We start from the raw sequence: 15,134 nt of genomic DNA on the forward strand, positions 1-15,134 counted from the left end.
CGACGCCGCTCGCCGAATCTCAGACGGTCGGTTGCCACGACCGCGCGAGCGCACGGTATCCGCGCTCGGACAACGCGTGTTCCGATGCGCGCAGATCGGCTAGCTGCGGATCGTCGTTGACCGCTCGTTCGACGACGGCGAGCTGCTGTGACAGCTCGTAGTGGAGAGCCACGCGCGCGCGATGACCGTCGGGCTCGAAGGCCCGGCCGGCACGGTTGACGGCGTCGACGGCGTCGATGGCTCGGGCGGTTCGCCGCGACTGGGTCAGCGCGAGCTTCCTCGGGAACCGGTACGAGGTGAGCCAGGTGACGACGAGCGCGGCGAGCGCGCCGACGATGGTGTCGAGGAAGCGGTCGGCGGACACGAGTTCGGCTCCGGCACCGGTGACCGACTCGACCATCACCAGTGCCATCGGCGTGATGAAGATGAGCGCGATCGCGTAGTTCAGCGCGAGCAGCGCGTACATGCCGGTCATGCACGCCAGAACGATCACGATCGACCACCACTCGTTCGGGTGCAGCAGCGAGAGCAGGTACGTCGCACCGACGCCGATCATGGTCCCGACGGTGCGTTGACCGGCTCGCCGGATCGACGTCGCGCGGTCGGACCACTGGTTCAGGATGATGACGCCGGTGAGGATCGCCCAGTACGGGTGTCCGGCGCCGGTGCTGAGCGCTACCAGTCCGCCGAGGGCGGCGACGAAGCCCATTCGCCATGACGTGAACCACTCCACCGAGGTCCAGTGCAACGCGTGGGAGGCGAGGTACGCAGTGGCGGGCCTGCGTTCGACGAGCGCGGCGCGGGGGACGTCGTCGCGCAGCGTCGGGTCCTCCCCGAGACGGGTCAGCATCTGTGAGTACAACGCTGACTGCGCCTCGTACAGCGTGTCCGCGAGTTCGTGGTGCCGTGCGTTGCGGGTCGCCGGCCATGCTGATCGGAGAGTGACGAGGGCGCTGTCGCACGCCGCGAAGGCGGTGTTCCGGATCTGGCGGCGCATCTCGTCCGGGACGTCGTCGGGCAGACCGACGTACGCGGCCACCGCTGCCTTCGCTCGCGCCACCGCACGCTCCTCAGGCCCGTGCGGCTCGAACAGGAGGGGGACGGTGAGCAATGCCGCCGTGATGGTTCCGGCCAGTGCGGTGAGACCGACCAGACTCCAGCCGAGGTGCTGGTCGACACCGAAGAACGCGCCGACGATGCCCGCGTACATCGGCAGCACCGGTGACGGTCCCCGGCCGAGCATGAAGGTGTTGTACAGCATCGAGAAGACCACCACGATGAGTACCGCCGCCGGAACGAAGGCCCAGCGGTGCGGCGCGATCGCCACACCGAAGGACATGGATCCCACGATCAGCGCCGTGACCAGAAGGGTGTTGCGCACCCGGGGCCACAGCGGGCGATCGGTCTCCCAGAACGTGACGAAGGCGCCGAGCATCCCGAAGATGCCGAGTTCAGGGCCGAAGAGCGCACAGCAGATCAGGACTGTCGTCGCGGTGATCGCGGCCTTGACGAGTGCCGGCCGGATGGTGCCCGGGATGTGCTGCACCGCGAAGAGGCCCAGTAACCCGCGGGTCACGCGACGCAGTGCGGGGGAGCGTACGGGACCGTTCTCATTCACACCGTTCGACGTTAGTCGAACGTTCGAGCCGATGACGCGGCGGGAGTGTCCAAGAAATCGAACAGTCGGCAACTCTCATACGGCCCTAAATTGACGTTCATGAGAATCCGTGTAGCACTCGTCGCACTGTGCGTCGCCGCCGCATCCCTCGTCGGGAGCGGAAGCGCCGCGGGGCCGTCGATGGCCGATCCGCCCCCGTCGGGCGGCGTCTCCGGGTCGAAGCCGTACAACCTGTACACGCACGGCTTCCTGAGTTCGCCGACCGTGGGCTACCGGGTCACCGACCACGGGCCGGTGCGCAAGATCGGCGGCAACCCCGTCGCGGGAATGGGCTCGTGGCCGAAGACAGCGTCGCCCGACGGCAGGCATCTGCTCGTCGCATCCGGTGTGCCCGCGGTCCTGCGCAACTACGACATCGACAACGTCGGCCGACTGCACCTGCGGCAGGAGACGCCGCTACCGGACATTCCGGTCGGTCTCGAGTTCACTCCGGACAGTAAGAACTTCTATCTCACGATGGGCGTCGCCAACGCCACGATTCAGCCGTACCGCATGACGGACGACGGCTCGGCGCGGCCGTTGGGCCGGCGGGTTCCGGTGGGGCAGCCGCTCGACGGTCTCACGACGGTGATGGTGACGCCGAACACCCGCCATCTCATCGTCGGCAGCTACCTGCGCCACGAGTTGCTCCGCTTCGACATCAAGGCGGACCGCACCCTCACCCCGGTGCGGCAGCGCGTGCCGACGCAGTCGGGCCCGATCTTCCCGGTCATCACGCCCAATGGCCGGCACGTGTACATCATGAACGAGACCGGCAACAGCGTGTCCGGCTACAACATCCTGGGTGACGGGCGACTGGTGCCGACCGGGCAGGCTCCGATGCCGACGGGTCTGTTCCCGCATGTGGCCAGCGTGACTCCCGACGGCCGATTCATGTACGTCCCGAATCTGGCGTCGACGTTCATCAGCGTGTTCGCGATCAATTCGAACGGCACACTCCGCGCGCTGCCGAATGCGCAGACCGGCACCAGCCCGCTCGGGCCGATGCCCGAGTCCTCCACGCTCTCGCCGAGCGGCAAGGTGCTGTGGACACTCGGCCAGGACATGGCGCGCGGCAACGAGTGCATCATGCAGCGGTTCTTCGTGATGCCCAACGGCACGCTGCGCCACGACCGCTCCACCTATGTGCGAACTGGAACGCTGATCTCCGACGGAAAGATCATCACAATGGCCCCCGGCCGGTAGTCACCCCCGGCCGGTGACCACGGTCGCGGTGGACCGTGGACGCGACGTCGGGGCAGGCGACAGCCTGCGCCGACGTTGTCGTTCGGTCGGCCGGAGGTGTGCGTACTGATCTCTGCAACTGCGGATGTGACCGCGAATATCGGGTGCCCCCACCGGGATTCGAACCCGGACTGAGCGGATTTTAAGTCCGATGCCTCTGCCGTTGGGCTATGGGGGCGCGTGACAAGCATGCCAGGCCGCCGGAGGCCGGGTGTCTGCCGGTCTCCGCCGAACCGGTGGAACCGGACTTCAACCGTGGCGCCTGCCGCAGAAACGGAGTACGCTCATTAATGAGCGTGATCGACGATTGCGGGAGGTGGCAGGTGGTCGAGAACGAGACGGCTGCCGGCGGGCGCCGCGACCGCAATATGCGTCAGAAGCGCGACCGCATCTTCCGCGCGGCGACGGAACTGTTCGCCGAGAAGGGATACGACGCCGTCACCACGCGCGAGATCTCCGAACGTGCCGACGTCGCCGCCGGGACCCTGTTCCGGTACGCGTCGTCGAAGGTCGAACTGCTGCTGATGGTCTACAACGAGCAGTTCCGTCGATCACTGGAGTCCGGCGTCGAACGTTCCGCCGAGTCGGACGACGTGGTCGACGCGCTGCTCGCGGTGGTCGCGCCCATACTCCGGAGCGCCGCCGTGCGGCCGGAGAATGCGGCCGCCTACCAGCGGGAGTTGGTCTTCGGAACCCGATCCGAACGATATCGAGCAGAGGGCGTCGGCCTGGTTCGACAGACCGAGGCGGCGCTGGCGGACGTGCTCGCCGCGGAGGCGCGCCGACGGGGCGTCGTCACATCCGCGGACGCGGTGCGCGCCGCCGGCCGCTCGGTCTTCGCCGCGGTCCACCTCGACGTCGCGCGCAGCGCCGCGACACTCGACGACCCCGAGTCCGACGCCCCCTCCGACCCCGCCGATCTGCGCAGGCAACTCCGGCAGATCGTCGATGGATTCTTAGCCGATCACGATGAGAGGAACTGACAATGTCCGACATCAAGAAGGTAGTGGTACTGGGAACGGGCGTGCTGGGATCGCAGATCGCGTTCCAGTCGGCCTACAGCGGGTTCGAGGTCACCGCTTACGACATCGACGACGACGCCCTCGCCAAGGCGAAGGAGCGGTTCGCCGGACTGGTCGAGACTTACAAGAACGAGGTGCCGGGCGCCGCGGACGGGAAGGCCGAGGCCGCCCTGGCCGAGCTGGCGTACTCCTCGGATCTGGCAGAGGCCGTCGCCGACGCCGATCTGGTGATCGAAGCCGTTCCCGAGGTACTCGACCTCAAACGCGACATCTATCAGAAGCTGTCCGCCGTGGCGCCGGAGAAGACCATCTTCGCGACCAACTCGTCGACCTTGCTGCCCAGCGACATCGTGGGGTCCACCGACCGCCCGGACCGGTTCCTGGCATTGCACTTCGCCAACCGCGTGTGGCAGTTCAACACCGCCGAGGTGATGGGCACCGCACAGACCTCGGCGACTGTCTTCGACACGATCGTCGAGTTCGCGGGCGAGATCGGCATGGTGGCCATCCCCATCCACAAGGAGAAGGCCGGCTATGTGCTCAACTCACTGCTCGTTCCCTTCCTCAACGCGGCGCTCGAACTGGCGGCGGGCGACTACGCCGAACCCAAGGACGTCGACAACACCTGGCGGATCGCAACCGGAGCACCGATCGGGCCGTTCCAGATGTACGACGTGATCGGTTTGAACACGCCGTACAACATCATGGCCAACGGTGATGAGCACGCCCAGCAGCTGGCCGCCTGGCTCAAGGAGAACTACATCGACAAGGGCAAGCTGGGGATCGCGGCGGGCGAAGGCTTCTACAAGTACCGGTGACAGGTCCGCACCGGCTCGCGTCGCTTGCCACGGTGGCGTCTGCTCTACCGTGAATGTGATCGGATGTGCGCGAGCCGGTGAGGAGCGGACGAATGGCGGACGATACTTCAGCAGCTGCGATCTCGCCGGAGGCCAAGCGGGTGGCGATCGCGGTGATAGCCGGACTGATCGCCCCGATCCTCGATACGACGATCGTGACGATCGCGTTCGATCGCCTCACCACGGCCCTGCACACCACCGTCGACATGGTGCAGTGGGTCAGCACCGGCTACCTGCTGGCGCTGGCGGTGGCGGTGCCGCTCGCCGGTTGGGCGTCGACGAGGTTCGGTTCACGGATCGCCTGGCGGACGGGCATCGTGCTCTTCCTGCTCGGGTCTGTTCTCTGTGCAGTCGCATGGAACATCCACGCGCTCATCGTCTTCCGTGTGCTCCAGGGGTTCGGCGGTGGGCTGTTGTTCCCGCTGATGACGTCGATTCTGGTGGCGGCAGGCGGTGGTCGCGCGATGGGCCGGCTCGTGGCACTGGTGAGTCTGCCGACGGCGCTCGGCCCGATTCTGGGTCCGGTGATCGGCGGCGTGATCCTGCACTGGCTCGACTGGCAGTGGCTCTTCGTGGTGAACGTCCCGGTCTGTCTGGTCGCGCTGGCGCTCTCGCACCGGATCCCGGACGACCGTGCGCCCGACTCCGACCGCGCCCGTCTCGACGTGATCGGCCTGTGCCTGCTCGCACCCGGTCTGGTCGGAGTGCTCCTCGGCCTCTCGAACACCCACCGCGGTGTGATGCGAACCGACGTCCTGCTCCCGATGCTCGCCGGTGTCGTGCTCCTGGCCGTCTTTGCGTTCCGCTCCGCTCACGCCACGGGAGCCACGCTCGTCGACGTGCGGGTGCTGGCCCGGCGCGCGGTGTCGGCGTCGTCGATCGGGCTGTTCTTCTTCAGCGTGGTCTCGTTCGGTGCGATGCTCGCGCTGCCGTTGTATCTGCAGAGCGAACGTGACGAGTCGGTGCTCATGGCCGCCCTCGTCCTCATTCCGCAGGGAGTGGGTGCCCTGATGTCTCGGTCCCTCGCCGGTGCACTGACCGATCGCATCGGGGCTCGCTGGATCGCTGTTGCGGGCTTCGGCATCGTCGCCGTGGCCACCGTCCCGTTCGCGCTCGCGGACGCCTCGACGAATCTGGTGTGGCTGATGGTCGCGCTCTTCGTTCGCGGTCTGGGGCTGGGAACACTGCTGAGTCCGCTGATGGCGGCGGGCTTCGTGGGGGCCGACGGTTCGGAACGCAACGACATCAGTGTCGTCACGCGGTCGTTCCAGCAGGTCGGCGGCTCATTCGGGACGGCGGTGATCGCCGTCGTCCTGACCGCCGGCGCCACCATGACCATCGGGTTCCGCTACTCGTTCTGGTGGGCCACCGGCCTGGCGGTCGCGGGCGGTGTGCTGGCGCTGCTGCTCCCGGGCCGGGCCTCGGTGCCGGCGTCCAACGTCCGGCGCGAAGGTGTCCGGGCCTGAGGCACGAAGGAACATCGACGCCGGCGCTGGTGTTGGACCGAGACGACATCAATTCTTGGAGGCGCGCTCATGCAGGTCGAGATCTGGACCGACGTCAACTGTCCCTTCTGCTATCTGGGAAAGAAGCGATTCAACGACGCGTTGGCCGAGTTCGACCACGCCGAGCAGGTGCAGGTGGTGCACCGCTCGTTCGAACTGGACCCGACGGTGCCCGCGGGAACCTCGGGCGACGTAGTGCAGCATCTGGCGGAGAAGTACGGGCGCACCCTGGAGCAGGCCGCGGAAGGCGAGCGACGGCTCGGCGACGCGGCGAAGGAGGCCGGGCTGGAGTACGTCACCGACGGGCGCGACTACGGCAACTCCTTCGATATGCACCGGCTCCTTCACTGGGCGAAGGAACTGGATCGGCAGGAGGCGATGCTGGACGCGCTGTACCTGGCCAATTTCGCGGAGAGCGAGCCGTTGTTCGGCGACACCGAGCGCCTCGTCCGGGTCGCAGTCGGTGCCGGTTTCGACGAGACGAGTGTGCGAGAGGTTCTCTCCGACGAGCACCGATACGCAGACCTGGTCCGCGCCGACGAACGGCAGGCGCAGGAGTTCGGCGTCAACGGAGTGCCGTTCTACGTCTTCGACCGCAAGTACGCGGTGTCCGGGGCGCAGCCGGCGGAATTGTTCACCCAAGTCCTCAACAGGGCATGGGACGACCGTCCTGCTCCGACGGTGCTCGCCGACGGCGACGCCTGCGGTCCCGAGGGTTGTGCCGTCCCACAGGACTGATCTGGTCTGTGCCGTCGTCTACGGCGCCACATCCGTGTAGTCGGTGAATCCGTACTGATCGTGCGGACCGATGACGGAGAACTCGAACAAGCCCTCGCCCCGCACGGTGCGATCCCCCTCCGACAGTTCGAAGGTCGCGAGATGGTCGGCAGGACAGAACAGCTTCATGGTCGCGTCGAGTTCGGAGACCTTCAGGTGCAGCGACTCCACCTTCTCCTCGCCCTGCCACATGCCGTGCCGCCAGTCCTGTTCCAGTCCGTAGCCCGTGCCGAATCCGATGAAGTTCGCCAGCCGTGGCGCGCAGCGCACCACGATCTCCTCGCCTCCGGGGCGGATGAACCGCAGGATGGCCGACGCCGGCTCGCGCCCGCCCGAGACGAACGTGACGTCGTGCTCCACGCGGCCGAGCCATTCCGGCTCGCGCGCCGGATCGTTCCAGATCCGTCGCGCATCGCCCATGACCCGCTCGCCGGTGCGCAGTTCCTGCACGATCACCGTGACCGCGTAATCGTCGAACCGCATCACCGAGTAGATCCAGAAGAACGACGCGGCATCGGTCTCGGCGGCGCGTCGCCCCGGCGGCTCCGCTTCGCCGACCGGGCGCACACCCCACGACCGGTCGCGGTTGCCGCGCCAGGTGTGCGGCTCCACCGCGAAATGAGTGCCGTCCACTGTCATCGATCCGGTCCATCGGCCGGTCTGGACGAATCGCATGGTGTCGAAGGTGACGCGTTCGAGCTGTCGCTGAAAGTGGCGCGGCTCCAGAGCAGCAGGAGAGTCGGCGTCGAAGACGAGATCGAAGGAGAGGTCTCCGTGACCCGGCGCGAGTCGCACGTGCAGCTTCTGCAGACCGTCCACCACCTCGACGAGGAAGGGGCCCACGCGCAGGTCGTTGCGGTTGGCGCCCAGCGCCCGTGATCCTCGCACCACGATGTGCTCGTCGCGATACCGCACCACGGCGAAACAATCGGTGACGCCGAGATTGGGATACACGCCGAGTCCGACGATCAGCCACGGGTCGTCGGGATCGCCGTGATGGCAGTTGAAGTAGTAGCGATCGTAGAAGTTGCGGTCGGAGGTGCCGACGTGACGGATCACCTCGGCGACCTGGTGAATCGGGTAGTCGTCCATCTCCGAGAGCATCATTTCACCTGTTCCCAGTAGGTACCGGCCAGCATCGCTTCGAGCGTCGCCCGGTGCATGATCAGTTCGTCGGGATCAGCGGGTTCGGCTGCTTGACCGAAATGGATCGCGCGACATTGGATTCGGAACATCACCACCGCGTGGATCAGGGCCGCGTACGTGGTGTAGAAGTCCAGATCGGCGGGTGCGTGTCCGGTCTGCCGCCGGTATTCGGCGGCGACGTCCTCGCGTCGCAGGAAGTCGGGCAGTCCCTCGATTCCCGCCATCTCCGCGAGGTCCTGAAAGAAGCGGTGGAGAAAGATCATCCACCCGATGTCGAGTTCCCTCGGGCCGAGGGCGGCCATCTCCCAGTCGAGAACGGCCACCGGTTCGAAATCGCGGTACATGATGTTGCCGATGCGGGCGTCTCCCCAGGTGAGCACGTTCTCGGCCGGCTCCGGCCTGTTCTGCTCGACCCAGGCGAAGGCGCGTTCGATGAGTGGCGACCCCGCCCGGCCTGCGCTGGCCCAGCGGTAGAAGTCGCGAAGGCGCCGGATGTGTGCGGCGAGCGGAGACTCGCCGGCGGCGGGCTGCGCGATGAACACGTCCGGCACCGGTACGCGGTGGATCTCGGCGAGGACTCGGACCGTCGCACACATCATCGACGATCGCTGTTCGGGCGTGGCCTCGGTGACCCAGGAGCCGAAGTTGTACGGCATGACATCCGGCGGCACCTGTCCGTCCACGCGGTCCATCACGAAGAACGGTGCGCCCAGCGCCGCCGATCCCGTCTCCGACCACCAGAGCCGGGGCAGCGGAATGTCGGAATGAGTGCGGACGTGATCAATGAGCCGGTACTGACCGTCGAGGTCGTAGGAGGGGAAGACCGGATCGCTCTCGGCTTGCGGCGCCACGCGGATCACCAGGGACCGCTCCTGACCTCCCCACGACGCTTCGGCGAGGAGCGTCTCGCTCGACATCCCGTTCGACTCCGGCACCGTCACGGCCGTGACACGTGCATCGGGACCCTCCTGCCGACGCAACCAGTGACCGAGTCGTTCGCGGAGCCAGTCCGGATCGCGCCGGGATTCGCTCGGTCGTGCCACCTGCGCGCTGCCTTCGTGATCGATCGCATCCGCCATATGTCGATTGAAACACGTTCTATTTCAAACGTGTGGTGAATCACTCGGCGGCGGCCGGGGCTTCCTCGAATGGACGCCCAGTTGCTAACTTAACGCTGATAAGTGATCGCGATCAGGGGACTCGGAGATGCTCACTGGATTGACACGACGTGTGGTCGGCGCGCCCAGACTGGTACTGGGAGTAGCGGTGGTGCTGCTCGCGCTGTGCGGCTTCTACGGGCTCGGTGCCGCGGACAAGATGCTCGCCGGCGGATACGACGACCCGCATGCGGAGTCGTCCCAGGCCCGCGACGTCCTCGATCGGGAGTTCCATCGGGGCGGTGCCGACGTGGTGGTGAAGATCGACGGGCCCGCGGGTACCGATATGGCGACGAGCGGCGCGGCCGCGGAGGTCGGCCGGAAGATCGTCGGTGAGCTCGAGGCGGCGGGCTACGTACAGAAGCCCATCCTCTCGATCTGGTCGAATCCGGGGCTGGCCGGAGAACTCCTCAGTAGGGACAAGTCCTCCACGCAGATCATCGCGGGCCTCGACGGCGGTGACGAACTGGCTCCGAAGCACGCGGCCGAACTGTCCGATCGGCTCACCGGGAAAATCGACGGCTTCGAGGTGAAGGTCGGCGGCCAGGGGTTGATGTACAGCCAGGTGAATCAGCAGACGTCGAAGGATCTCGCGGTGGCGGAGGCCATCGCGATCCCGATCAGCTTCCTGCTCCTGATCGTGGTGTTCGGCGGGGCGGTGGCCGCGGCACTGCCGATTCTGGTCGGCGTGGCGGCGATCGCCGGAACTATGGCGTTACTGCGGGTCATTGCGGGATTCGCCGACGTGTCGATCTTCGCGCTCAACCTCACCACCGCGATGGGGCTGGCGCTGGCGATCGACTACACCCTGTTGATCGTCACCCGATACCGCGAGGAGGTCGATCGCGGGTTGAGCCGTCGCGACGCCGTGCTCCGAACGATGGACACCGCCGGGCGCACGGTGTTCTTCTCCGGCATCACGGTCGGACTGTCGCTCGCGGCGCTGGCGATCTTCCCGATGTACTTCCTCCGTTCGTTCGCCTATGCGGGCGTCGGTGTGGTGGTCGTGGCGGTGGCCGCGGCCCTGATCATCACGCCCGCACTGTTGGTGGTTCTCGGCGATCGTGTCGACGCGCTCGACGTCCGGGCGTGGATCCGGCGGCGGCGCGGCCGTCCCGAGCCGGAACCGAAGCCGATCGAGCAGACGGGCTGGTACCGCATGGCGACGGTGGTGCTGCGACGCGCCGTCCCCGTCGCGATCATCGTTCCCGCAGTGCTGCTGCTCCTCGGAGCACCCTTCCTCGGCATCAAGTTCGGCTTCCCCGACGACCGCGTGCTGCCGTCGACGGCCACCGCCCACTCGGTGCAGCAGGAGATCCGGGACGAGTACGACCAGGACTCGGGCGGCACGGCGACCGTGGTGGTCGAGGGGGCGGTCTCCGACCACGCGATGTCGGACTACGCGGCGGCACTGTCGAGAGTCACCGGGGTCGGCGCCGTCACAGCCCCGGTCGGCGTATTCCTGGAAGGGCGTCAGGTGGCGCCCGGCGACCCCTCGGCCGGGTCGGGCGAGTACTCGGTGGTGACGGCGTCGAGCGACGTCGATCCGCTGAGCGAGGCAGGTCAAGATCAGGTGTCGGCGCTGCGCGCGGTCCCGGCCCCGCAGGGTTCAGTGGTCCAGGTGACCGGCCTCGCCGCACTCAACCACGATGTGGTCGCGGCGTTGCTCACCTATCTGCCGTGGGTGCTCGGTGTGATCGCCGTGCTCACGTATGTCCTGCTGTTCCTGTTCAGCGGGAGCGTGGTGCTACCGCTCAAGGCCGTCGTCCTGAACGTGCTGTCGCTGTCGGCCACGTTCGGCGCGATGGTCTGGATCTTCCAGGACGGTCACCTCGGGGGCCTCGGCACCACGTCGACCGGCTACCTGGTGGCGACGATGCCCGTGCTGATGTTCTGCATCGCCTTCGGGCTCTCGATGGACTACGAGGTGTTCCTGCTCGGCAGAATCAGGGAGGAGTGGCTCAAATCCGATCGGACCAGAGCAGCCAACGACCACGCCGTCGCCGTCGGCATCGCCCGAACCGGGCGCGTGGTCACGGCAGCTGCCCTGCTGATGAGCATCGTCTTCGCCGGGATCGCCGCGTCGGAGGTGTCGTTCATGAGAATGTTCGGAGTCGGTCTCACCATCGCAGTGTTGATGGACGCGTCGTTCATCCGCATGCTTCTGGTTCCCGCGTTCATGCGGATCATGGGAGTGGGAAACTGGTGGGCGCCGGCACCGCTTCGTGCGCTGCACGACCGGTTCGGATTCAAGGAGGAGTGAACTGCGGTCATGAACGATCATGTGTCGCCCCGTCCGCGCTCACCGCGAGGATCGGGCGATCAGCTCGCCGAGGAGATCATCTCGGCCACCACCGACCTGCTCATCGAGTCGGGCAGTGAGGAGAAGGTGTCCATCCGGGCGGTCGCGGGCCGTGTCGGGGTGACGCCTCCGTCGATCTACTTGCACTTCGAGGACAAGGAAGCGCTGCTCGACGCCGTATGCGCCCGATTCTTCGAGCAGTTCGACGAGGTGATGATGCGGGCGTCGGAGGGGATCGACGACCTCTTCGACCGCGGCTTGGCGCAGGGGCTGGCCTACGTCCGGTTCGCCATCGACAGTGCCGTGATGTACCGCATCACCTTCGCCCGCGTCACCCCGCCGGGGGAGCCGACGCTCACCGACGAGGTCTTGCTCTCGTCGGCGTTCGTGCACTTCTCCGACACCGTCGAAGAGATGATGGACCAGGGACTGATTCCACGTGCGGACACCGTGCAGACGGTCCTCACGCTCTGGGCCACTGCGCACGGTCTCGCATCGCTGATGATCGCCAAGCCGGGCCTGCCGTGGGGTGAGGGATACGAGCTGGCGGAGTCGGCGCTGCGCGCCGTGTGCAACGGCCTCGGTCAAGAATAGGTAAAGTCGGAACCGAATCGGCTCGAGGATCGTTGAACCCGTGAATCAGCCAAGTCAACTGATGCGCACAACTTTCTAAAGGAGCACCAGTGCGAGAGAGCAGTAACCCGATCATGCGTGGCGTGGTCCGTGACAATAAGAAGGAGGCGGGCGGTTACGCCTCCTTCGGTCAGGGACTGGCGGGCGCCGGCCAGGCGTCGATGGCGACCGGCCAGCAGCAGTACACCGACCAGTACACCCAGGGATACGTGCCTCAGGCCGACACCCGCCCGATGACGATCGACGACGTCGTCACCAAGACCGCAATGACGCTCGGCGTCCTGATCGTCGTCGCCGCCGGCGCCTACTTCGCGATCTCGCAGCAGGCCTCGCTCGCCGCGCCGCTGATGGCTGTCGGTGCGATCGGCGGTCTGATCCTCGTCCTCATCGCGAGCTTCGGCCGCAAACAGGACAACCCCGCGATCGTCCTCACCTACTCGGCATTCGAGGGACTGTTCGTCGGTTCGATCTCGTATGTGTTCGGTAACTGGGTCATCAGCGATGACACCTCGGCCGGTGCGCTGATCGGGCAGGCGGTCCTCGGCACCCTCGGTGTGTTCGTCGGCATGCTGGTGGTCTACAAGGTGGGCGCCATCCGCGTCACCCCCCGATTCACCCGCATGCTGATGGCGGGCATGGTCGGTGTGCTCGTCCTGATGCTCGGCAACCTGGTCCTCGGACTGTTCGGCGTCGACAGCGGCCTGCGGAGCGGCGGACCGATCGCGATCATCTTCTCGCTGGTCTGCATCGCCCTCGCGGCTTTCTCGTTCCTGCTCGATTTCGACCAGGCCGACGAGCTCATCCGCGCCGGCGCGCCGTCGAAGGCGGCATGGGGTGTGGCGCTGGGGCTGACCGTCACCCTGGTCTGGCTGTACGTCGAGATCCTGCGACTGCTGAGCTACTTCAACAGTGACTAGTCAATAGACTTGGCTGGTCGGCTCAGAGCCCGGTGTGCACCGAGAGATCGGTTGCATCACCGGGCTCTTTGTTGTTCGGTGGATACAGGCGCGACGACGGGAGTCGGACATGATCGAACAAGGTCTACGGCGGCGGTTGACGCTTGCGGCGGCGGTCGCGGGCTCGGTTGTGGCGGCGACGGTGGGCGCGGGGACCGCCTCGGCGGCGCCGGTACAGCCGTTCGCGATCCAGCCGGCATCCTTCGGGAACCCGAACGGCAGTTTCGATGTGCCGCCCATCCACTGCGGGCTCGAGAGCGGCCCCGGGGCGGGCCAGGTGACCGTGACCGGAACCCTCTCCGAACGGTGGGGCTGTCTGCCGTTCGGGCGCGTGTGGTGGCTGAACACGGCGACCGGCGCGACCGGCGCCGCACGGATGTCGGCCGGGCTCAACGACCACCCGGCGCAGGCGGTGCTGCACACCGGGCGGGGCCGGATCGTCGTCACGCTGATGGCCGCGGGCGGGGTCGTCACACCGGGATTCGCGACGGTCGACGTTCGCTGAACTGCGAGCGGCCCCGCGGACGCAGAACGGGCGGGTCCGAAGAAGATCTCCGGACCCGCCCGTTCGCGGTCGTGTGAGGGCTCGCCGTCAGAGACGCTCGAGCACCATCGCCATGCCCTGGCCACCGCCGACGCACATGGTCTCGATGCCGAACTGACCGTCGTAGGTGTTGAGGTTGTTCAGCAGGGTGGTGGTGATCCGGGCGCCGGTCATGCCGAACGGGTGACCCAGGGCGATCGCGCCGCCGGAGACGTTCAGCTTGTCATGGTCGATGCCGAGCTCGGCCGCCGAACCCAGGACCTGGACGGCGAATGCCTCGTTGATCTCGAACAGATCGATGTCGGAGATCGACATGCCTGCGACGCGGAGAACCTTGCGCACGGCCTCGATCGGGCCCAGCCCCATGATCTCGGGCGACAGGCCGGTGGCCGCGGTCGCGACGATGCGGGCCAGCGGCTTGAGACCGAGCGCCTTCGCTTTGTCATCGCTCATGACGACCAGCGCGGCGGCGCCGTCGTTCAGCGGGCACGCGTTGCCCGCCGTCACCGTGCCGTCCGGACGGAAGACCGGCTTGAGCTGCGAGATCTTCTCGTAGGTGGTGCCGGCGCGCGGGCCGTCGTCAGTGGTGACCTGGGTGCCGTCGGCCAGCGTGACCGGGTCGATCTCGCGGGCGAAGAAGCCGTCGTTGATGGCCTTCTCGGCACGGTTCTGGCTCAGGACGCCCCAGCGGTCCTGATCCTCGCGGGAGATGCCGGTGTACGAGGCGACGTTCTCGGCGGTCTCGCCCATCGCGATGTAGACGTCGGGGAGCAGCCCGTCCTCGCGGGGATCGTGCCACTTTCCCGCGCCGCCCTCGGAGGCCTTGGCCGTACGAGCGATGGCCTCGTCGAAGACCGGGTTCTTCGAGTTGGGTGCCCCGTCGGCGCCGCCGGAGACACCGAAGCTGGAGACGCTCTCGACGCCGCCGGAGATGAAGACGTCGCCCTCGCCGGCCTTGATGGCGTGGAACGCCATGCGAGTGGTCTGCAGCGACGACGAGCAGTAGCGGTTGACGGTGACGCCGGGGACGTGGTCGAGACCGAGCTCGACGGCGACCACGCGGCCGATGTTGTAGGCGCCCTGGCCACCGGGCTGGCCGATGCCCATGTGGATGTCCTCTATGTCGGCGACGTCGAGTTCGGGAACCTTGGCGAGTGCGGCGGCGACCATCTGGCGAGCGAGCTCGTCCGGACGAACGTCCTTCAGAGAGCCCTTGCCGGCGCGGCCGATCGGGGAGCGTGCGGTGGAGACGATGACAGCTTCAGACATGTGCGCCACGTTACTCCAGGGCGTCACTGCGCATTTCGGACGATCCATTGACCGCCCGATCGGG

The 15,134-nt window shown here is 66.9% G+C and carries 13 protein-coding genes and 1 tRNA gene; 9 read left to right on the forward strand and 5 right to left on the reverse strand.

Annotation, left to right across the window (positions count from 1 at the left end; genetic code table 11):
- Positions 1 to 19 precede the first annotated feature (19 nt).
- Positions 20 to 1,618: an FUSC family protein gene (locus ABFX36_RS08420; protein WP_346075903.1), complete on the reverse strand. Its 1,599-nt coding sequence runs from the start codon at positions 1,616 to 1,618 to the stop codon at positions 20 to 22.
- A gap of 99 nt (positions 1,619 to 1,717) precedes the next feature.
- Here ABFX36_RS08420 and ABFX36_RS08425 point away from each other — a divergent pair, with 99 nt between their 5' ends.
- Positions 1,718 to 2,863, forward strand: coding sequence for a lactonase family protein (locus tag ABFX36_RS08425; RefSeq protein WP_346075905.1), 1,146 nt, complete (start codon positions 1,718 to 1,720; stop codon positions 2,861 to 2,863).
- Positions 2,864 to 3,007: 144 nt separating this feature from the next.
- Here the strand turns inward: ABFX36_RS08425 and ABFX36_RS08430 are convergent.
- Positions 3,008 to 3,080, reverse strand: a tRNA-Leu gene (locus tag ABFX36_RS08430).
- Between the two features lie 112 nt (positions 3,081 to 3,192).
- Between ABFX36_RS08430 and ABFX36_RS08435 the strand changes: the two genes are divergently transcribed.
- From ABFX36_RS08435 to ABFX36_RS08450, 4 genes are all read left to right on the forward strand, one after another.
- Positions 3,193 to 3,885, forward strand: a complete 693-nt coding sequence (locus ABFX36_RS08435) for a TetR/AcrR family transcriptional regulator (RefSeq protein ID WP_346075907.1) — start codon at positions 3,193 to 3,195, stop codon at positions 3,883 to 3,885.
- A gap of 2 nt (positions 3,886 to 3,887) precedes the next feature.
- Positions 3,888 to 4,742: a 3-hydroxyacyl-CoA dehydrogenase gene (locus ABFX36_RS08440; RefSeq protein ID WP_346075908.1), complete on the forward strand. Its 855-nt coding sequence runs from the start codon at positions 3,888 to 3,890 to the stop codon at positions 4,740 to 4,742.
- Between the two features lie 92 nt (positions 4,743 to 4,834).
- Entirely contained in the window at positions 4,835 to 6,247 is a 1,413-nt protein-coding gene (locus ABFX36_RS08445) for an MDR family MFS transporter (RefSeq protein ID WP_346075910.1), read from the forward strand.
- Positions 6,248 to 6,316: 69 nt separating this feature from the next.
- A complete protein-coding gene (locus ABFX36_RS08450) occupies positions 6,317 to 7,024 on the forward strand; it encodes a DsbA family oxidoreductase (RefSeq protein ID WP_346075912.1) in 708 nt (235 codons plus the stop codon).
- A gap of 18 nt (positions 7,025 to 7,042) precedes the next feature.
- On the opposite strand, the gene ABFX36_RS08455 is transcribed toward ABFX36_RS08450, so the two are convergent.
- The gene (locus ABFX36_RS08455) at positions 7,043 to 8,167 is read right to left on the reverse strand and encodes an Rv3169 family protein (RefSeq protein WP_045537338.1); all 1,125 of its coding nucleotides are present in this window, start codon (positions 8,165 to 8,167) and stop codon (positions 7,043 to 7,045) included.
- A complete protein-coding gene (locus tag ABFX36_RS08460; protein ID WP_006898064.1) occupies positions 8,167 to 9,288 on the reverse strand; it encodes a phosphotransferase family protein in 1,122 nt (373 codons plus the stop codon). Before ABFX36_RS08460 ends, ABFX36_RS08455 begins: the two co-directional genes overlap by 1 nt.
- 127 nt (positions 9,289 to 9,415) lie before the next feature.
- Here ABFX36_RS08460 and ABFX36_RS08465 point away from each other — a divergent pair, with 127 nt between their 5' ends.
- The 4 genes from ABFX36_RS08465 to ABFX36_RS08480 all read left to right on the forward strand — a co-directional run bounded on the left by ABFX36_RS08465 (position 9,416) and on the right by ABFX36_RS08480 (position 13,762).
- Positions 9,416 to 11,629, forward strand: coding sequence for an MMPL family transporter (locus tag ABFX36_RS08465; RefSeq protein WP_346075914.1), 2,214 nt, complete (start codon positions 9,416 to 9,418; stop codon positions 11,627 to 11,629).
- A 9-nt stretch (positions 11,630 to 11,638) separates the two neighbouring features.
- Entirely contained in the window at positions 11,639 to 12,262 is a 624-nt protein-coding gene (locus ABFX36_RS08470) for a TetR/AcrR family transcriptional regulator (protein ID WP_006898062.1), read from the forward strand.
- 89 nt (positions 12,263 to 12,351) lie between these two features.
- On the forward strand, positions 12,352 to 13,218 hold the full coding sequence (locus tag ABFX36_RS08475) for a Bax inhibitor-1/YccA family protein (protein ID WP_006898061.1): 867 nt from the start codon (positions 12,352 to 12,354) through the stop codon (positions 13,216 to 13,218).
- A gap of 109 nt (positions 13,219 to 13,327) precedes the next feature.
- Positions 13,328 to 13,762, forward strand: a complete 435-nt coding sequence (locus ABFX36_RS08480) for a hypothetical protein (RefSeq protein WP_006898060.1) — start codon at positions 13,328 to 13,330, stop codon at positions 13,760 to 13,762.
- 87 nt (positions 13,763 to 13,849) lie between these two features.
- Here the strand turns inward: ABFX36_RS08480 and ABFX36_RS08485 are convergent, their stop codons facing one another.
- Complete coding sequence (locus ABFX36_RS08485) at positions 13,850 to 15,070, reverse strand: acetyl-CoA C-acetyltransferase (protein ID WP_006898059.1); 1,221 nt, start codon at positions 15,068 to 15,070, stop codon at positions 13,850 to 13,852.
- Positions 15,071 to 15,134: the final 64 nt, after the last annotated feature.

Origin of the sequence: Gordonia cholesterolivorans (genome assembly GCF_039531975.1) — a bacterium.
Classification (GTDB): Bacteria; Actinomycetota; Actinomycetes; order Mycobacteriales; family Mycobacteriaceae; genus Gordonia; species Gordonia sihwensis.